General features: G+C 55.4%; 17 protein-coding genes. 9 read left to right on the forward strand and 8 right to left on the reverse strand.

What is annotated here, in order from left to right:
* Nucleotides 1–61 precede the first annotated feature (61 nt).
* The 5 genes from C2L66_RS38820 (at nt 62) to C2L66_RS38840 (ending at nt 4,958) form a co-directional block, all read left to right on the forward strand.
* On the forward strand, nt 62–1,825 hold the full coding sequence (locus C2L66_RS38820) for an ABC transporter ATP-binding protein/permease (RefSeq protein WP_082670580.1): 1,764 nt from the start codon (nt 62–64) through the stop codon (nt 1,823–1,825).
* Nucleotides 1,825–2,151: a thioredoxin family protein gene (locus tag C2L66_RS38825; RefSeq protein ID WP_082670581.1), complete on the forward strand. Its 327-nt coding sequence runs from the start codon at nt 1,825–1,827 to the stop codon at nt 2,149–2,151. Before C2L66_RS38820 ends, C2L66_RS38825 begins: the two co-directional genes overlap by 1 nt.
* A gap of 46 nt (nt 2,152–2,197) precedes the next feature.
* Nucleotides 2,198–3,199 (forward strand): hypothetical protein, encoded by a 1,002-nt coding sequence (locus tag C2L66_RS38830; protein WP_148654665.1) that lies wholly within the window; start codon nt 2,198–2,200, stop codon nt 3,197–3,199.
* Nucleotides 3,200–3,441: 242 nt separating this feature from the next.
* Nucleotides 3,442–3,975 carry a sigma-70 family RNA polymerase sigma factor gene (locus tag C2L66_RS38835; protein WP_060610825.1) on the forward strand — a complete coding sequence of 178 codons (534 nt, stop codon included), beginning with the start codon at nt 3,442–3,444 and terminating at the stop codon, nt 3,973–3,975.
* Nucleotides 3,976–3,977: 2 nt separating this feature from the next.
* Nucleotides 3,978–4,958 carry a FecR domain-containing protein gene (locus C2L66_RS38840; RefSeq protein ID WP_082670582.1) on the forward strand — a complete coding sequence of 327 codons (981 nt, stop codon included), beginning with the start codon at nt 3,978–3,980 and terminating at the stop codon, nt 4,956–4,958.
* Here the strand turns inward: C2L66_RS38840 and C2L66_RS38845 are convergent.
* Entirely contained in the window at nt 4,944–6,749 is a 1,806-nt protein-coding gene (locus C2L66_RS38845) for a DUF6178 family protein (protein WP_148654666.1), read from the reverse strand. The two genes, C2L66_RS38840 and C2L66_RS38845, sit on opposite strands and share 15 nt — an antisense overlap.
* 940 nt (nt 6,750–7,689) lie before the next feature.
* On the opposite strand from C2L66_RS38845, the gene C2L66_RS38850 reads away from it, so the two are divergent.
* The 4 genes from C2L66_RS38850 (at nt 7,690) to C2L66_RS38865 (ending at nt 12,472) form a co-directional block, all read left to right on the forward strand.
* Nucleotides 7,690–8,115 (forward strand): Fis family transcriptional regulator, encoded by a 426-nt coding sequence (locus C2L66_RS38850; protein WP_148654667.1) that lies wholly within the window; start codon nt 7,690–7,692, stop codon nt 8,113–8,115.
* A 1,108-nt stretch (nt 8,116–9,223) separates the two neighbouring features.
* Entirely contained in the window at nt 9,224–10,414 is a 1,191-nt protein-coding gene (locus tag C2L66_RS38855; protein WP_060611326.1) for a CaiB/BaiF CoA transferase family protein, read from the forward strand.
* A gap of 11 nt (nt 10,415–10,425) precedes the next feature.
* A complete protein-coding gene (locus C2L66_RS38860) occupies nt 10,426–11,391 on the forward strand; it encodes a hydroxymethylglutaryl-CoA lyase (RefSeq protein WP_060610836.1) in 966 nt (321 codons plus the stop codon).
* 148 nt (nt 11,392–11,539) lie between these two features.
* The gene (locus C2L66_RS38865; protein ID WP_060610838.1) at nt 11,540–12,472 is read left to right on the forward strand and encodes a LysR family transcriptional regulator; all 933 of its coding nucleotides are present in this window, start codon (nt 11,540–11,542) and stop codon (nt 12,470–12,472) included.
* An 8-nt stretch (nt 12,473–12,480) separates the two neighbouring features.
* On the opposite strand, the gene C2L66_RS38870 is transcribed toward C2L66_RS38865, so the two are convergent.
* From C2L66_RS38870 to C2L66_RS38895, 7 genes are all read right to left on the reverse strand, one after another.
* The gene (locus C2L66_RS38870) at nt 12,481–13,794 is read right to left on the reverse strand and encodes a dicarboxylate/amino acid:cation symporter (RefSeq protein WP_060610841.1); all 1,314 of its coding nucleotides are present in this window, start codon (nt 13,792–13,794) and stop codon (nt 12,481–12,483) included.
* A 109-nt stretch (nt 13,795–13,903) separates the two neighbouring features.
* Nucleotides 13,904–15,214 (reverse strand): MFS transporter, encoded by a 1,311-nt coding sequence (locus C2L66_RS38875; protein WP_060611327.1) that lies wholly within the window; start codon nt 15,212–15,214, stop codon nt 13,904–13,906.
* A 60-nt stretch (nt 15,215–15,274) separates the two neighbouring features.
* A complete protein-coding gene (locus C2L66_RS38880) occupies nt 15,275–16,282 on the reverse strand; it encodes an SMP-30/gluconolactonase/LRE family protein (protein ID WP_060611328.1) in 1,008 nt (335 codons plus the stop codon).
* 303 nt (nt 16,283–16,585) lie between these two features.
* On the reverse strand, nt 16,586–17,569 hold the full coding sequence (locus C2L66_RS38885; RefSeq protein WP_060611329.1) for a D-2-hydroxyacid dehydrogenase: 984 nt from the start codon (nt 17,567–17,569) through the stop codon (nt 16,586–16,588).
* A 98-nt stretch (nt 17,570–17,667) separates the two neighbouring features.
* Nucleotides 17,668–18,879: a glycerate kinase gene (locus tag C2L66_RS38890; protein WP_060610844.1), complete on the reverse strand. Its 1,212-nt coding sequence runs from the start codon at nt 18,877–18,879 to the stop codon at nt 17,668–17,670.
* 262 nt (nt 18,880–19,141) lie between these two features.
* Nucleotides 19,142–19,300, reverse strand: coding sequence for a hypothetical protein (locus C2L66_RS41080; RefSeq protein WP_158512203.1), 159 nt, complete (start codon nt 19,298–19,300; stop codon nt 19,142–19,144).
* A gap of 172 nt (nt 19,301–19,472) precedes the next feature.
* On the reverse strand, nt 19,473–19,718 hold the full coding sequence (locus C2L66_RS38895; protein ID WP_060610848.1) for a DUF4148 domain-containing protein: 246 nt from the start codon (nt 19,716–19,718) through the stop codon (nt 19,473–19,475).
* Nucleotides 19,719–19,784: the final 66 nt, after the last annotated feature.

Here is a 19,784-nt window from a genome sequence, read left to right on the forward strand (position 1 = left end):
AGCCCTGTAGAGGCCGTCGGAGCCACGTGCGCCGGCCTCGGATCGCCTCGAGCAAAGCACGATGACTGTTCAAATCAACGAAACCCCATTTAAAACAGGTGCATTCAAGGGGTGGCGCGCATTGATAACGCCATATTGGATGTCGGCGGACAAGAAAGTAGCGCTTTGCCTGCTCGCGGGCCTGGTCTTTCTAACCCTTTCACAGACGTATGCCCGCCTCGGTCTGACCGTCTGGATGGGGCGCTATCAACAAGCAGTGGTCAAGTACGATCGCGATGGGCTACCGCTGTTGCTCGCTGCGTTCATCGGTCTGCTGTTTCTCCTGGTTTCCATCGGCGTGCTCCGGAATTTTTTGAATACCACGCTTGCGCTGCGTTGGCGAACTTGGCTGACCCGGCGCCTCCTTGACGACTGGCTGTCTCATACAGGTTTCTATCGAATAGAGCAGGCGCAACTCGTTGATAACCCCGACCAGCGGATCACAGAGGATATTGACCAGTTCGTAATGACAACCCTGACCCTGAGCTTCGGTCTGTTCGAGACGATAGCGTCTGCGGCTGTGTTTCTTAAGGTGCTGTGGGCGAAGTCCGGGAATATCAGCATCGGATTGTTCGGGGGCTACATGAATCTACCACATTACATGGTGTGGTTTGCCGCTATCTACTCGGTACTCACGTCGGTAGTTGTGCAGGTCTTAGGCCGTCGTCTGAAATCCTTGACGTTTCGCAGGCAGCAGGCCGAGGCAAGTTTCCGTTTCATGATGGCTGGTGTGCGGGCGCATGCAGAGCAGATCGCCCTGCTGGGCGGTAGTCGGGAAGAGGTCGAGCGCCTGACCGAAGCGTATGGTGCTGTGCGCCAAAATATTTGGCAAACGATTCTTTTCAACCTTCGTTTCGAGCCTGTCACGCTGGCCCTAGCACTTGTATCGACGGTTGTTGCAGAATTCGTGCTATTGCCAAGGTATCTCGCTCATGGGATCTCGTATGGCGATATGGTTCAGCTGTCATCGTCCTTTGGTCTTGCCGTGGGTTCACTGCAGTGGTTTGCGGTGAATTTCACGAATGTGCAGCAATACCGCGTTATCGTCACCCGGCTACAGGGACTAAAGGAGGCGATAGGAGGCGGCGTCACCTCGCGAGGGCCACGATATGTGCGGCAGCCGAAAGCGTTAATCTCCACGCATTCACTCACGCTCGCGACGCCACAAGGCCACGAGTTGGCACGCAATATCGATCTGTTGGTTCGGCCTGGACAGCGTTGGGTCGTGACTGGGCCGTCTGGATCCGGAAAAAGCACATTACTGCGTTGTCTGGCAGGAATTTGGCATTACGGATCAGGAGTCGTCACGATGCCGGTCGGCTCAAAGGTTTTTATTCTGCCTCAACGCAGCTATTTGCCTAACGGGAGTCTAAAAGGGGCGCTTTGCTACCCGCAGCCCGCAGATGCGTTTAATGACGACATATGCGATGCGATGCTTGCCGATTGCGGGCTCGCTCATCTCCGTACCGCGCTACATTCGACGGATCGATGGGACGCACGTTTGTCGCCCGGCGAACAGCAGCGACTGGGATTTGCCCGCGCACTGCTCCAGCGGCCGGACTTTTTGATGCTCGATGAGTCCACGAGTGCGCTTGACGAAGAGAACGAGCGCCGAATGTATGAACTCATCGTTGAGCGCCTTCCGAAGGCAGCTGTCATCAGTGTTTCACATCATCGGGCCCTTTACTCGTTTCATACGCACAGCATCGAAATGAGCGCCGTTGGTCCTCCGCGCGTCTCACTTATGGGATGCGGCCCCGGTCATTACCTTATGGAGCAAATCTAATGAGATCCAATTACCTCTCGGCAACTGACGAAACGTTCGAGGACATAGTTCTAAAGTCGGACGTACCCGTTTTGCTCGATTTCTGGGCGCCTTGGTGCAGTCCATGCCTCGCACTCGGCCGTGTACTCGATGTGCTGTTGCCAGATTACGAGGGAAAAGTCGTGCTGGTAAAGGTCAACTCCGACCAGAATCCGAAGCTCTGTGAGAAGCATAAGGTACGAGGCATACCGCGATTGAGCCTTTACCGGAATGGCACGGAGGTCGAACTCATCGAAGAGCGTACGCAGGGCCGCCTCGAAAGATTTTTCGACGAGCGCTTTGGCTAAACGGTCACGGAGCAAAGATACATTCATTCAAAAACGAGGGATTGATATGTTTTCAGCATTTCCCGCTACCGAGCGAGAAACAAGGTCGGAACTGCAGTTCCGTTTGGCAAATAATCTCCGACGTACTCTTCCGTCCGCGATGGCCCGTCGCGCCGAAAAGCGCGCGCTATATGAGCAACTCTTTACGGAACATGTCAAGTCGGGTAAGCCGCCGAAGGAGTTTCACAGGATGCGTCCCAATATGAATGTGCCGGACCCGGACACATTAGTGCTCTATTGCCTCTTCGACGCCGACTTGTCTCCGGACGAGCAAGTCAGTGCCACCGGCATTCCCCTGTCGGCGTTAGCGCTCTACAGTGCTCTGTTCGAGGCCATGGTGACAGATGGATATCTTCGAGAAAGACGTCAACTAAGCAAAGAGGGTTTGCTGACGGAGGTCGAATTTGCGATTCAATGGATCGAAGCGCTACGCCCCGGCCAAGATGTTTCCATATTGACGACGCGTTTCGTCCTTACTCTGTTGACCGACGCTCAGTACGGGGTACTTCGACTTGCGATGAACTCCCGCGTCGCGGATTTGCTTACGGCGGTCAGCCAACTGCATGTGCGGGTGTTGGCTGGTGGGATGGTGAGCCGGAACGAATGGAAGGATCTTCGGCGAACCCTTGCTCAACAAGCGGATGAGTTGCGCGACTCCGGAGACTTGAACGATTTAGATGAAATGTTGCTGTCTTTTGCAGAAAGCGCCGCGACCGACTGCACGACCTTCTGTGGTATCGGTGAGGAGCTGGTGGTAAATTTCGCGAGGATGCAGGGGTTGCACGAAACGCCACAGATCCAATATTCTGACGATGAGGAGGCGCTCGCAAGACGGTTGGAGGACCTCAGGGGGACGGATATAAACACTTATCGCAATCTTTCAGAATCGGAACTCGCGAAAGCCATCATTGCGAAAAAGGAGGATTACGCGATTGGCGTCATCGATAAGCTAGGAAGAGAAGAGCGTCGACTCGCGAAGGTTTGGCTGGACCTCGCGCATTCACAATAATGCGCGAGCGTTGAGGCGCGACGGCACTGAGACTCGAATCTCGCAAAGGCGGAGCTTGGTGTCCTGTTGCCGGCGCAGCAGTGGCACCCTTGCATGGATATCTCCTGCGGACCTATCCTTACAACTTCCATTTGGTTGCACGCATCAATTTTAAAGTGTTACCTTTTCGCCCAACCGTAGATTTGACGGTGTCGGAAGAGGTACAGGCGTCAGCGCTGTGATGGTCGGGGCATGGGTAACATATGGAAAGTGGCAACAAGGGGCAGAAAAACCGCGGTCAGTCGTCGGGCGATCGCGCGCGGCTACTCAGTGATGAGTTCCGGCGTAGCTACCAATGGCTTAAGAATCGGCTGCGGCGCAAGGTGGGATGTCAGTCGACGGCTGAAGATCTGAGTTCTGAGGCCTTCGTCCAGTTTGTTCAGATACCTGACATTCATGCTATCCAGGAGCCCCGTGCCTTACTGACTACCATTTCGCAACGACTGGTTTTCGAATTTTGGCGCCGTCGAGACCTAGAGCAAGCATATTTGCGTGAGCTTGCAACCATCCCGGATCAGGCTTCCCCTTCGGAACACGATACATTCGAGATGGTGCAATTGCTCTTCGAACTCGACCGAAGGCTATCTGGCTTGCCGATCAAGGTAAGTCAGGCCTTCATGCTGAGCCAGCTCGATGGAATGACGTACGCCGACATCGCACAGCAATTGGATGTGTCCGTTAGCATGGTGGGTCAATACATGACGAAAGCTCTCAAACACCTGATGAACATTGCGTAATCATGGCCGATCATGATACGGAAACGCTTATGCTTGAAGAGGCCGTTCAATGGGCCGTGCGTCTGGCCTCGGGAACTGCGACCGACGATGACTATCGTGCTTTTTCTCGCTGGAGAGACGCTAATTCACAGCATCGAACAGCGTGGGAAAGCGTCGAGCATCGATTGAACGTCTTTGCCGCCGCACGGGAGCACGGCGGTGCTGCGGCGCGTCGGGTGCTCACTTCAACACGAATGTCGCGCCGCAAGCTCCTACGGGATTCGATGACGGTTCTCGGTGTATTCGGCGTGTTGGGTGGTGCTGGAAAGGTGCTCGGCGTCTTTGATTCAATGACTGCCGACTTTGCGACAGATATCGGCAAGCGGCGGCAGATTGTACTCGAAGATAGCTCCTTGCTCACATTGGACGGCGGGTCTGCCGTAGACATCGATTTCGATGGCGGCGAGCGTGCGGTAAGGCTGATTAAAGGACGTCTTTTTGTAAGTGTTGCACACGACGTAAATCGCCCCTTTATTATTTACACTCGAGACGGGGCTTGCAAGTCGCTTGGAACCGAGTTCGGCGTCGGGCTCGGTGCCGAAGGCACCCGGCTGGCGGTGACGCGGTCGGCCGTGCAAGCGCAGGCGGCGTCGGGAGGCGCGCTGAATGTGAAGGCGGGGCAGGTAGCAACCCTTCTCCGTTCGGGAAGAATAAATCTCGAGCCGTTACAGGCGGATGCCGAGTCGACGTGGGTCAAAGGCTTTATCACGGCGGTTGACCGTCCGTTAAGCGAAATAGTCGAAGCGCTGAACCGATATCTGCCGGGCCTCATCGTTCTATCCGAAGATGCCGCTTCACTCAGAATCAGTGGTCTGTTTTTGTTGGACGATGCGCAGTCATCGATCCGACAGATTGCCCAAACCCTGCCTGTCGTTGTGACTTATCATACCGCCTACTTGATCCGGATATCCCTCGATAGCGTGGGTCGCTCAAGCTCCACATAGCTGAGGAAGCCGCTTTAGGAATGCTTCTATCAGCGCGAGATCGCTGGTCGTCGAAATGTATCGTGCCGTCTTATCGACGTAAATCTGGACCGCTCCTTCGAGACCATCAAGTACGGCCGGAAATTGTGGCGTCGCGTCGATCAGAAACCGTAGCGCGGTGCGCGTGGCGCTATCCATCGTTACAGCGAAGTCGTCAATAAGCGACCTGACCATATAGAATTGCCGTTGCCTGACCAAATTGGCCACCTCTGCGAGGCTCCAAGATTCATCGTATGCTCTGAAGTCGAATTCGGATGCGTCGTCATGTCGAATCGTCGCGAGCTGTTCCAGCGCCTCAGCACACCGGTCTGGAATGCGGCAAATAATGTGGTATCCGATCCTGAACAAGCGTACAACTCCTGCGTCGTTGTCCAAGGTCATCCGAAAGCCAGCAACCGATTCACAGGGTTCCCCAGCATCACCTAGGAGCCAGCACGCGCCAAGATTCGCAACGGCAATTGCGAACTTTCCGGCCTCGTCCTCCCGGAAGGGGTGTCCCTGAATTTGAACATCCGCCATGACGATATTTGCCAAGTAGGTGAGTTCTCGCAATCGTTGTGACGACGCAGATGCCGAAGAAGGGGCGCAGAAAACCTCTTTGAGAGCGCGGATCAGTAACTCGCCTGTAGCAACTTCATCGCCGCAAATTCCCGACTGCGTAAGTTCTAAGAGCAGATGGTTTCGTTGCTCCAAGATTCCCGCATCGTGCAGCATGGCGTCGATGATGTCAAAGTCTCTTTTAGTGCCAATCAGTTCGATTCCGCCGTCGGAATGCTTGGCGCCTCTGAGCGGCAGTTCTTCGGTCGTCGAGCCGGGAATTCGATACGATAGGTCATGAATTGACGAGGGCAGGTAGGTTCGCTCCCGAACGCCTGTTTGAGCGGCGAAGAATTCGGCCGTCTCGAGATCGTAAGATTGCTCATCGCGCAGTTGAGCGAGACTGCGCGACCGTGCCGACGCGAGAAAGGCGCAGGCATGGACAGGGTCAACGTAGCCGTCGGCGTCACGCTCGGATGAGCGCGAGAACGTAATGTCTGCGTCAAGCCCGTTTGCGAGGTGAGCGTCGCTCGCGTGATGCGCTGCAAAGGTCTGTTCGCTCTCGCAACGCGAGAGCAACCGACGACTGAAATCGGGTTCGAACTGCCACAAAGCGAAAAACATCTCCTGCAGTACTTGCCAGTCCCCGTCTAACCGAGCTTCCATACGAAATTCGCCGAGCACCCAGTCGGCGTCGGATATATTTGTCGCATCTAGCATACGTACGTCAATCAGGCGGGTGATGATGGCAACGAGTAGATCTTCCTCTATGTCGAGTAGCCTTAGGGTGGTGGCTCGCTCGCCTTCGACAAGCCAGACCCGAACCCAGGAAATAAAGCGCGCGGCGTCCAAAAGCTCGGGGCCGCCTGTCGTCGGTCGTGTCCACAACGCAACCGACAACACCTTGCGCATTGTCTGAGCGTCGACGATGGACATAAACTCTGCACAGTCCTCGACACCGATATGGTCGATCAGTCTGCATAGAGTACGGGGCGCCATCTGTTTGATATATGCAGGCAGGCTTTCAATCTGCAACAGGTCGTGCAGCGAAAGGTCCGAGATGCGGCTTGAGTGGGCAACCTTCTTCATCGTTTGTCGTTCGCAACGAAATGGCGGGATGCGAAGTGTGCCGATACGTAAATCGGAGTCGTATTGGAAGATATCCCGATTGTGTCGACGCTCTGCAATAGGTAATATAATCACATCGATTTTCATTCGTTGTAATCGTTGTGCTTTCGATATCGAAAGTTGCTTCGATCTTCAGGAAAATTTCTGGTTGACAGCATGAATGAACTGAACCTTTAGACGCAAGCGGCAAATGAACCTTTGATCATTTGCGATCCGGTGCGGTGTGCGGCAATGTGGCGTACAAGGATTAAGCTTCGTCTGACAGCGCGTTGATCGAACTGACTCCAATCACAGGTTTCGCAGGCCTACCCGTACAGTGGCCGCGACAGCGCTACGACGAGCGAAACGTGCGGGATGAGGACGCCATCAAGTGCAGCCTCAATCATCGGATACGCGGCCGCAAAAGCGTCGACGCGACTTAAGACCATTACCTGTAATGTACGCGAGGCGGCCGCACCGAATGTGCTCCCGTATCACAAGTCGCGAGTAGTGGACACTATGTGTGCGAACTCAAAACTCACGCATATCAGCAGTCCAAAATCTGCGCCATAGTGAAGTGAGCGACTTCGTGGCATCGCAACGACGAATTCCCTCGGATCCGCATCGCGTTTTTTTACTTCTCGTTCGTCCAAAATTAGAATTTTTTTGTTGAGCGTTGATTAGCGAATCATTATTTTGGAAGCCTTTTGCTCTTGCCTTTTCCTAGAATCTCGTTTTCTATTTCCGTCTGACTCAATTACAGGTGGCTATTTACGCAGTGCCGCAGGATTTTGGGTTCAAGACGGAACGATCCAATATCCAGTTCATGATCTTACGGCGGCAAGCATGCGTCAGACCTGTCACTCACATTGTCGCGGTCGGATCCAACCGTTCACACCCGTGAGCGACCGGCTTCTGGGTCGATATTGATCGATAAGATGATTGTTGATGCGCGTGCGCCGATCCAGAAAAATAATCCGCCTGTTCTTCGGGACCAGCTTGACGCTCGAATAGCGAACTCATGACAACTTGCTCAACGAGATCGACCGTGAAAAAAAGCAGCCAATCCAATTCCCTCGCAAGGAGAAAACAACAGCGCTGTTCGGCGAAAGCCGATCTGCTGCCGTTGCCATCGTATATCGTTGATCGACTGTCTCTCGAATATCACATTATGCTGGAGGCGCTGTCTTCCGGCCATGGCACGCTCTACTCTCTGCAGCTTATGACGCGGGTAGGGATGGCGACAGCGATTCTGTCAGATAGCGGCTATGGCTTGCTACGCAACGGGTTTTGGGAACTCTACGATGCGACTTCACGCGCCTATGGCGGTCCATTGAACGATGGCCACTATAGATTCGACGAGTCGGCGTATGCGTTGTTTTGCAGAGTCTTGACGGTACATGATCAGCAGATGCGGCGAGCCCCAGTGGCCGAGATTGAAAAATTGGCGAAGCGCCTCGAGGTGTCAAGCTGACTCCGTTCTGGATCCAGTTCGTTCTTGAACTGACAATTGCTTCTTCAGGGGTTTCTTGTTGACGCCTTGAATCTGGGATGCTTTCTTGGCGAGTTCGACGTCGATTGTGCTCTTCGCATTGGCAGTTGTTTCTCTTCCTTGCGTACAGGAACGATCCGAGGACTCGCGGCACAATCAACTGTCTGGAGGAGTATTGGCGATCTGCCCAACATCGCCGCTGCAGCTTTGGCGACATAAATTGCCATGTGCGGATATTGACTCGAAAAAAACCTGATCGACGATACCTCCCTCGGATATTTGTTGCCTGTCTAGGCATAGACCACGCGCCAGCGCAGGGGTCACTCATGTGTCCGGTCTCGCTGCCGTAGATGTCTCCCCCCAGAAAGTGCCCAACAAACGCTAGCCCGGAGCCTACCGTCTCCAGTCCGGTGCCATCGTTCTGGGCGGTGCTCCGGCTCCGCTCACTACAATGCCGCAAGCTCGTCATGCGCAATGGGCGACTCTCGCGTCGATCGCCGATTCGATGGAATACTTCGAGGGAGGGCGAGCGGCACGGGAAACGAATAAAAAGAGCTCACCGTCTGTATCGCATTCAAAGCGGACGGTGAGTGGAATGCCGGCGCGCGAGCGTCGCGTTCGTCGTTTTGCGATCTATCCACAACTTTCCATTCGCGCGGACGGGGCGCCGTTACCGTTTCGTCTCCTCGGATATCGGCGCGAGGCCCTCGGAACTGTGCATGATGATAACTAGAGAATAATGCGGGAAAAGTACTTCGAGACGCTAGGACATAATTGTCCAGCATATTTCGTTCAATGATCTCCCTGCATAGGTCTCGAATTGGCTCGCTCCCACGGGCGCCATATCCATTGGTGAAATCCACGATTGGCCGCTTTCGCCGCGAAGCATTTTCACGCCTCATCTGCCCCTGTTTCGCGTCTTCCCTCACGGCGAGGGGTCCTTGACGACTCCGGAGTTGGCGCCGATCGACGGACAGCCGCTCGTTCTGTGTTTCCTCCCAAGAAAGGGTGCTTGAGTAATCGTCGATTATCAACATGCGGGAAATGCTTCACGATGGGACCAATATCAGACGAGGAATACGGAGGCAAAATGACGAGTCCGTTGTCAGGCGTGCGCATACTGGAACTTGGTCAATTGATTGCAGGTCCTTTCGCGGCGAAAATGCTGGGGGAATTCGGTGCCGAGGTGGTTAAGATCGAACCACCGGAAAAGGGCGATCCGCTTCGTAAATGGCGGCTGTTACATGATGACACGTCCGTATGGTGGGCTGCACAGTCGCGTAACAAGCAGTCACTCACGCTGGATCTCCGGGCACCGGAGGGACAAGAAGTCGTTCGCAAGCTGGTTGCACAGTGTGATGTCGTCATTGAGAATTTCCGACCAGGTACGCTGGAGGGATGGGGGCTCGGCTGGGACGTACTTCGCGAAATCAATCCGGGTCTCGTCATGCTGCGCGTCTCCGGTTACGGGCAGAGTGGACCCTACCGGGATCGGCCCGGTTTCGGCGTTGTTGCGGAAGCGATGGGCGGATTGCGTCACTTGAGTGGCGAGCCAGGCCGCACCCCCGTGCGGGTCGGCATTTCCATCGGAGATTCTCTTTCGGCTTTGCACGGTGTAATCGGCGTTCTACTGGCATTGCGACATCGCGAACAAAATGGTGGAGTTGGTCAGGTTGTGGATGTGGCGCTATATGAGTCGGTATTCAACATGATGGAAAGCATGTTGCCAGAATACACGGTCTTCGGGACCGTCCGGCAGCCAGCCGGCAGCTCGTTGCCCGGCATCGCGCCGACCAACGCGTACCGCTGTCGCGATGGCAAGTACGCCTTAATCGCTGGCAATGGCGACAGCATCTACCGTCGGCTGATGGAGTTGATCGGACGCCAGGATTTGGGCAACGATCCGGCACTGGCTCAGAACGATGGCCGCGTAAAGCAGGTTGAGAAGATCGACACGGCCATCAGCGAATGGACTCAAAATTACGACCTCGAAGACGTGCTTTCGGCGCTGAACGAAGCCCGCATTCCAGCGGGAAAAATCTATGACATTGCCGATATTGCGTCTGACCCGCATTATCAAGCGCGCGGCATGATTCTCGATTCGGTGCTTCCTGATGGCACACGCGTCCAGTTGCCGGGTATCGTGCCGAAGCTGACGGAAACACCTGGGACGGTGCGAGCACCGGCGCCTGCCCTCGGACAACACACCGAAGCAATCCTCGACAGGCTTGGTATCGACGAGGAAATCCGCGCCGATTGGCGTGCACGAAACATTATCTGACGGAGAGGATCATGCCCGAGTCGAAAAAGCGCCTGTACATCCAGGAAGTTGCAACGCGCGATGGTTTCCAAAACGAAGCGCTATTTGTCGATACCGACCAGAAAATCTCGCTTGTCAACGAGCTTAGCCAGTGTGGATATGCAAAAATCGAGGTGACTTCGTTCACGTCGCCAAAGGCGATTCCGGCGTTGCGTGACGCCGAGGCGGTGATGCATCAGATCACAATGAATTCCGGCGTGGAATACACGGTCTTGGTTCCGAACGTCCGCGGCGCCGAGCGCGCGCTGTCCTGCGGAGTCGACGAGGTCAACCTCGTAATGTCGGTGAGCGAAAGTCACAACGTTGCCAACCTGCGTATGTCACGTGATCAGTCGTTTGCGCAGTTACGGGACGTTATTTCTGTTGTCAAGCAGACTGACGTCGCAATTAACGTATCGCTTTCGACGGCACTAGGGTGCCCAATGGAAGGGAATGTACCTGTCGAAGAAGTCATCCGGTGGATGCACTGTTTCGCGGAACTTGGCGTACGTGGCGTTACGCTGTGCGACACAACGGGCATGGCTTTCCCCTCCCAAGTTCGGGCCCTGTGCCGCAAGGCGCGCGCGACGTTCCCCGACCTCGAACTGACGTTGCACTTCCACAATACCCGTGGGATGGCTCTCGCGAACACGCTCGCGGCTCTTGAGGCCGGAATTGACCGGTTCGATGCGTCGCTGGGTGGCCTGGGTGGCTGCCCGTACGCGCCCGGCGCTACCGGGAACGTGTGTACAGAAGACCTTGTGCACATGCTCGAACTGGACGGGTACGACACCGGCGTCGACCTGTCGGGAATCCTTTCGGCCGCTGCGCGCCTCCCTGGCCTCATAGGCCACGATGTACCAAGTCAGTTGCTTAAGGCCGGGCGACGACTGGATTTGCATCCCATGCCCACCCTCGCCGCGGACGGCAAACCCGAGCAACGCGCCGTTTGTCACTGACTGGAGCTCGACTTGCCCCATCCAACGGGCCGCGCAAAACGCGGCCTTTTGCTTTCCTGTGCGTGTCTCCATACTTCGGCTTCACGCCGTGCGCCTCCGTCACGGTGTAAGCTATGGGTGGTTAGTTCCCACTTGTCGCTTCGCACCTATGGTCAATCCCAGTCACTTCGACCTTCAATCGCTGCGAGTATTCGCTCTCGTTGCCGAACACGGAAGCCTGACGAAGGCTGCTGAGCACGGTCGCCTTACGTTATCCGCGGTTAGCAAGCGTATCACGGACCTTGAGAGTGTTACCGACTGCACGTTGCTAGTTCGACGCGCGAGGGGCGTCGAATTGACTGCAGCCGGGCGCGGACTGCATGAGCATGCACTCCGCGTTCTTGCTCAGGTAAATAGCATGGCTAACGAGATGAGTGACTTCGCGGTCGGCATTCGCGGTCATGTACGGGTATGGGCCAATACTTCCGCTATCGTCCAGTTTTTACCGGTGGATCTGGCCAGCTTTCTGAATGCCAATCGTGGTGTGAAAGTAAGTCTCGAAGAGCGCCTCAGCGGCGAGATCGTTCGTGCCGTAATCTCCGGTGAAGCCGAACTTGGTATCTTTGCTGACAACGTGCCTGCGCCAAACGTTGAACGTAGACTCTACCGGCGAGACCAGCTAGTACTTGTGGTGCCGCAAGGACATCCGTTTTCAGAGCGCGATGTCATAAGATTCGTGGATACGCTTGATGAAGATTACGTCGGTCTGAACGCCGGAAGTTCGCTGCTTTCGCGCATGAGAGATGCAGCGCTTGCCGCAGAGCGTCTTCTGCGGCTTCGTATTCAGGTATCTAGCTTCGACGGGATCTGCAGAATGATCGAATCGGGACTCGGCATAGGGGTGCTGCCAAGCCGCGCACTAAGGGACGAAGTACTGGATGCGGGCCTGCGTGCGGTAGCGTTATCGGATGAATGGGCGAATCGAACGCTGTGGATTGGAACGAAGAATAGTAGTGTGCTTGCTCCCGAGGCCGTCCGTCTCTTTGATTTTCTTTCCCAGTCTGACGACAAGGCGGTCTCTGCCACACCGTCAGACGCCTGATGCGACACCTATTCCGTATCGGGGCCTTGCGTGAGATGATGCTTGAACGTTCGCTCGTCCAATACCCGCTCCCATCGCGAAACCACGATAGTGGCGATACCGTTCCCTATAACGTTTATGAGCGCTCCACCTTCCGAGATAAACCGATACACGCCCAGCACAAGGACTAGTCCAGCGACCGGAAAACCCGGCACTGAACCCAAGGTCGCCGCGAGCACGATGAATGCCCCCCCACTAACACTCGCCGCGCCCTTGGACGTGAGCAGCAAGATGAGGAGGAGGGACAACTGCTGCCATATGGAGAGAGGTGTGTCGGTAGCCTGCGCGATGAAAATTGCAAGCACGGTCATATTTATACAACTGCCATCGAGGTTGAACGAGTAGCCTGCCGGTACGACAAGGCCAACTACCGATCTGTCGCATCCGAGCTTTTCCAGTTTATCCATGAGGCGGGGTAGAGCGGACTCGGATGAGGAGGTGCCAAGTACAAGGAGCAATTCGTCACGGATGTAGCGCAAAAATGAAAAGAGGCTGAAGCCGGCAAGACGGCAGACCGTTCCGAGAATTACGACGACGAAGACGACGCCTGTCGCGTAATAGGTGGCGAGAAGCTGTGCGTAGGAACCGAGTGAGCTTACGCCGTAGCGACCAATGGTGAAAGCGATGGCGCCGAAGGCCCCGAGAGGTGAGACATACATGACAATTTTAACCATGTTAAAAAATGTCCGTGATCCGATATCAATAACGGTGAGCATCGGCCTGCCGCGATCCCCCAGCATCTGAAGAGCAAACGCAAACATGATCGAGATAAAGAGTACTTGAAGAATGTCCCCTTCAGCGAAGGCTCCGAAAACGGTCGATGGAATGATGTGTGAAAGATAGCCGACGATCGTCTGGTCATGTGCAGCCTTTGTGTATGCAGCAATTGCCGAAGCATCGATCGTGCGTGGATCTATATGCATGCCACTTCCCGGTTTCATGAGGTTCACAAAGACAAGGCCGATCACCAGTGCAAGCGTCGTCATCGCCTCGAAGTAGATCAAGGCCTTAACTCCGACGCGACCCACGGCCTTGATGTCGCGCATGCTCGCAATTCCATGCACCACTGTGCAGAAAATCAGCGGAGCGACCATCAACTTGATCAATTTCAGGAAATTGTCTCCGAGCGGCTTCATTGCGATTCCCGCATTCGGATAAAAATGGCCGAGTGCGACCCCAATGCAAACTGCGATAAGAACCTGCACATACAAATGCTGGAACCAACGCTTTTGCGGTGTTCGTTGGCCCACGGCGACGTGGGCCTGGTTTGGTGTCGTGTTCATAACGTCTCCGGATATTATCGGTATTTAGGAAGGGCGAGCACATGCCTCGCCGCACACCGGACCCTGCGTCATTCGCTTGACGCTCGGCTCGATGGGGCTGCGTGGCGAATCAAGGATTTTGTAGCCTGCTCGTCATACGGTCGGAGCCTGCGTGTGCGCGCTTGCCGCGTGTAATAAAGAACAAAATCACAATGGCGAGTACGCCAATGGCAGCTATAAGTTGCATTCCAGCATCAAAGCGGCCAGTCGCGTCCTTCAGGATCCCAACCGCGTACGGGTTAATGAACCCTGAGAGATTGCCGAGGGAGTTGATTAATGCTATTCCAGCCGCAGCGGTAGCTGAAGAAAGAAGGCGAGGGACCAAAGTCCAGAACACGGGCAATGAGGAAAACACTCCCAAGCTTGCGACGCACAGAAGGAGCAGTTTCGTGATGGGTGCCGTGACCAATGTCGATCCGGAAAGTCCGGCGACTGCCAGAGATAGTGGTATGAGCAGGTGCGCGCGCCTCTCACCTGTCCGGTCTGAGTGCTTGCTCCAAAGAACCATGCCTACTGCCCCGGCCAGGAACGGTAGGGCGCTGACGTATCCCACCTGTCGAATCGTTAGATCAAACCCCTTGACAATCTGTGGCAGAAAAAAGCTTAGGCCATAGTTGAATCCCGTGATACCAAAATAGGCGAGAGCAGTAAGAAGCACCACGGGACTGCGAGCGAGATTCAGCACCCCGTGCTTCATCATCGGTGTTTGAGATGCACGTTCTGCTTCCAGCGTTGATGACAACCAGTTCCGTTCGTCATCGGTTAGCCATTCGGCCTGTTTCGGCGAGTCGCGAAGGGTTTTCCAGACCAAAACGGCGAGAATGAGCGACGGAAACGCTTCGATCAGAAACATGAGTTGCCAGCCGGCGAGACCAAAGACTCCATCCAGGGACATCAAATAACCCGAAAGCGGCGACCCGACTACGCTTGCAATCGGCATCGCAGCCATGAAACCGCCAATGACGCGTGCCCGATACGTAGCGGGAACCCACAGCGTCAAAAAAAATACTATGCCGGGAAAAAAACCGGCTTCCGCAGCGCCGAGTAGAATCCGGATGGCATAAAACGACGATGCACCTTGCACGAACGCGGTAGCCGCAGAGAATAGGCTCCATGTGAACATGATTCGGGCGATCCAACGACGAGCTCCGAAGCGCTCAAGAAGGATGTTTGATGGGACTTCAAACACGAAATAGCTGACGAAAAAGAGTCCGGCAGCAAGGCCAAACGTCGACGCAGAAATGCCAAGATCGCGATTCATCGTCAATGCGGCAAATCCGACATTGACGCGATCCAAGAACGCGACGACAAAACATAGCGTGAGCAGCGGAATAAACCTGCGCAGGATTTTGCGCATCGTCCGGGCTTCAATGTCGAGCATCATCGTCTCCTGTGATTTGTTAAGGATAAGTTGACCCGGCGTACGCTGCGCCAGGCATGTTTATCGGATGCGACGGCTGCGGTGAGGAAGTGCCACGCCAGGGATTGGGGACCGGAAACTGCGGACGCAGTCATCGAGTAGACAACCAAGATAAGCCGTACGCATATCCCGGCCGCCAAACGCAATGCTTGAAACGTTTCCCAAACGGGAATTACCTGGTGTCTGCATGTCCGCGTGTTCGAGCGAGCTTTCACGTATGCCGGCGGCTATTCGTCCGACGTGCGCGGGATCGCTGTCTTCGACAATTACCTGAACTGTGCGATCGGGTCGCACGAGCAGCACCTTGTTGCTTGCGATACACGTCACCCATAGCCCACCGGCGACATCGAAGGCCAGACCATCGGGAAGATCGGCCTCGGAAAGTTGTACCAACGTTTCGCGCTTTCCCAAACGAGGCTTGGCCGCCGACCCAGTCAGAGGATAGCGGCTGATCCTCTGCGCGTACGTTTCGTTGACGTAGACCCAGCGTCGGTCGGGGCTGAAAGCAATTTCGTTGGTGTAGCCGAGGCCATCAGCAACGATGCGCGCCCCGTCGCCGTCGATCACTCCGATGAATCCATCTCGGACGTGGTGATTCCACGACTTGCTACGCGGCACGTTTCGGGTGCTGACTGTGAACCACAGCACATCATGCTCGTCGACCATTACGAAATTGCTCGGCGGTAGGCTAGTCCCGTCGACCGAATCGAGGACGGTCTCCAGATGTCCATGACGATCGAGCGAGAAAATCCCGCCATATTGGTTTCCTAGATCGGCGAAAAGCATCTTTCCGTTCGGTGCAAGCGCGATCCCATTGGGCACATACTTTCTAGCTGTGTCGCAATGTGCCAGGTGGTGAGACACTTCTCCTACTGAACTAATGATCGAATAGCCGCCTTGACCATGTGCGGTTACGAGCGACCCATCGTCGAGCGCTAAGACGCATTCCGGCCGTACGAGGCCACGCGCGACGACCTTGAGGTCGTCAAAAGGAATATGAAAGTCTCCAGGGACGGAATGGATCGTCATGGCCATGTCCTCTTTATGGTTGCGAAATGCCTATGCTGCGATCTTGAGATAGAAAGCTGCTGTTGATAATCGCAGTTTCTTCAAGCATCCTTGCCGGACGGGAAAGGGTGCCGGTGTGTGTTCCCGAATCGAGGCTCGGAAGCGGATAAGGTCTGTGTGAGTCGCGCGTCGCGTGGGTTTTTGAAGAAAAAAAGGCCGCATCAATCGATGCGGCCAACCATGTCAGCCTCACATGGGCCAGGCGCTCTCACACACCTTGGCAAATCGACCGGTCTGATAACCGGAAAAGCGAAATCGTGTCAATTACGGGGTCTTGGTTACAACGTTTTGTGGGGCGCCCTGCACAAATGCGGAGACATTGTCGATCAGTTGATCTGCGAGTCCCTGAATGGCCTCTTCACTTGCCCACGCTACATGGGGTGTTAGGATAAAACCGGGATGGTCCAAAATCGCTGTGAACGGGTGGTCCTCGGGCAGTGGCTCTTCGGTGACGACATCAAAACCTGCTCCGGATATCTGATTGGAGTGCAGCGCACGGACGAGCGCTGACTCGTTGACGAGACCGCCGCGAGCTGTGTTTATAAGGATGGGTTTGCGAGTCATGGCTGCGAACTCTGCATCCGAAATAAGATCGCGGGTGCTACTGGTAAGCGGACAATGTAACGTAATGATGTCCGACTCCCGCAAAACCTGGTCGAAAGGTGTGTACAGCGGGCCCATGTCGGTCCGACCCTTATACGCGGAAAACAGTACGCGGAGACCTAGTGCTCGTGCGATGTTCGCCGTGGCGGTGCCGAGCGCGCCGTCACCCACGATTCCAATTGTCGATCCGGCGAGATCGCGGATCGGAAAGTCAAAAAAGCAGAATTGACCGGATTCGGCCCACCGGCCGGCACGCACTGCCTCGCGATAAGCAGCAAGGCTCCTCCTGAGTGCGAAGATTAAGGCGAACGTGTGTTCAGGAACGGTATGTGTAGCGTAGTTTCTTACGTTGGAGACGATGATGTTTCGCTCGTCACAGACCGCCAAGTCCACATTGTCAGTGCCGGTAGCCGCGACGGCGACCAACTTCAATCGTGTCGCCTGAGACAAGTCGGCTGCTGTTAACCTCACCTTGTTCGTGATAACGACATCCGCGTCGCGGATTCTTGCGCTCACATCTTCGGCTGCAGTTCGCTCGAACAGCTCGAACTCATGCGAGAAAGGCAGTTCTTTAAGTCTAATGGATGGAGGGATCGTCGCGCGGTCGAGAAACACAACCTTTAACGCGGATGAGGAGTTCGACATCATAGGTCCTTTTTTACTGTCACCTGTCCACCGCCGGTGCACCGGTTGCTGGTGGTACCAGGAACACGTGTTGTGCCCTGACTTTGATAGTTTAGAGATCAGGTGGTGAAAATCTGATCCGTCTGCGCAACCGAACGAGAATGCGGGGCGAATCGCAATCGGGCCAACTGCTCCATGGTGGTGCTGATAAAAAGGCGAGCGTTCCGGATGGCCGAATCAAGGGTTACCGGCCCAGGAGCGATTGAGAAGCATCCGGTGAATCGAAGGTCGAGTTCATGCAGTGCGTTGAGGTCAATGCTTCCGGAGACGAGCGTCGTAGGCACGCCCGCGTTGCTTGCACGAATCGCCGCAATCGATGGGGCTTTGCCGCCTATCGACTGCAAGTCGGATCGTCCTTCGCCGGTGACGTGCCATTGAGCGCCCACGATGAGAGTGTCGAAATTCTGTGCGTCGAGTACGACGCTAGCGCCGTTTCGTGCTGACCCGCCAAGAAGCATCAAAGCAAACCCTAGCCCGCCAGCAGCTCCCGCCCCTTCGCGTTCAGCCGCACGGATACCGAAGGCTCGTTCCGCCGCGCCTGCGTATTGAGCCACACCGTTGTCTATTGCCGCGACTTCTTCTGGCAGTCCGCCTTTCTGTGGGCCAAAGATTGCTGCTGCGCCGTTCGGTCCGTTCAAAGGATTGTGTACATCGCAGAGGAGGATGAGCTCGGTCTCGGTCAACCGGACGTCAAAGTTTGAGAGGTCGACCCGCCGAACCCGGTGGAGGTTTACCGGTAGTGGGGCTACCGTGTCGCCGTTTGAATCGTTAAGCCGGGCGCCTAAGGCGACTAGCATTCCAGCGCCGCCGTCCGAAGTGCTACTACCTCCTAATGCTACATATATCCTTCTGACGTCCCTCGCCAGAAGCGCTTTGATGCTGTCGCCAACGCCAAACGTGGTTCGCATTCCAAAGGGCACGCTCATTCCGTCGGGATCTGTGATGCCCACGATTGATGCTACTTCGACAACACCGGTGCCATCCGCAAGTATTGCAACGCGCGCGGTTATGGACCGTCCCGAAGCGGACCGCACGCGCACTGAGAAGTCTTTGCCTTCCGTCCCAAGTAGGGCATCGATCGTCCCTTCCCCTCCGTCGGCGATCGGAAGTTCGACGATGTTCGCGTCTGGCACAGCACGTCGGATACCATCGGACATCGCTTGAGCGACTTCTCTTGCACTCAGCGAGCCCTTAAAGGAGTCTGGTGTCAAGACGATTTTCGGTCTGAGCGGCGAGTTTGGATGCTGATACGTTTGCTGTTCCGAGTCCATGGATAGGTTCGTCTCCGTTGGCCTCCTAGGCGATATCCGCCGCCGGTCAGCCGCAACTCCTCTAAAGCGGTGGTTCGCGGAAGGCTCGTGTTACCGAGGCCGCGTCTGCTGGAGAGGCCTCGGCAATATGCGGCTCCGCCGCCGATCGCTAGAAGGGCGACGAAGTTCGGCGCCGCGAAGTTCTGTAGTACGCTATTTTCCGATCGAGTCGACGATTTGAAAATTGAATAACGCTCAACGACCCTTTCCTGAACGGATAACCTTAGATGAGCACATCTGCCTGCGCCTGATTACGATCTGCGGAGTGCAGCGGCACCAGTGTCTGGAGTGAGGTCGTGCTGACAAAGGTAGGCGGGTCGATATTCATGAACCACGAAGCGAGGCGGATGTCCGCATCTTCCAGTTCGTGCTCGTAAAGCACGGACGCGATCGGTATCGCCCCGAGCAGACGAACTTCGTATCTCCTCCACGCCTGAAGAGTTACCTCATACGTAAGAAGGTTAAGGCGCCTCGCATGTTGGACAAAGACCGATGCGGTGCAAATGCGAGGTATTCGGTAAGACGTTGCACTTGCACCGTTGATCCTTGCTCGTTCACGGATTCCGGTAGATCGTGTTGTTCAGGTAATCCAATTGGCCATCCTTCTCAGCTTGAACAAGTTCCGCATAGACTTGGGCGCGCGTCTTTCGGGTGTTCGCCTCGTTTTGCGGCGAGGCCCATGCGCTTGGTTGCGAGCCTGCGACCGAAGCCGACGTATCGGCAGCCGTCGGGTTGGCTTGGGCAAATGCCGAGGTGGTGATGACCATGCCAAGCAAAGCGGCGATCTTGATGACTTTCATGAAAACTCCTTATTCTCGAGGTTGGAGGATCCGGGCGCCGTGCGCTCAGCCAAGCTTGTCCCGGTA

It is taken from the genome of Paraburkholderia caribensis, from assembly GCF_002902945.1.
In the GTDB taxonomy this organism is placed as follows: domain Bacteria; phylum Pseudomonadota; class Gammaproteobacteria; order Burkholderiales; family Burkholderiaceae; genus Paraburkholderia; species Paraburkholderia caribensis.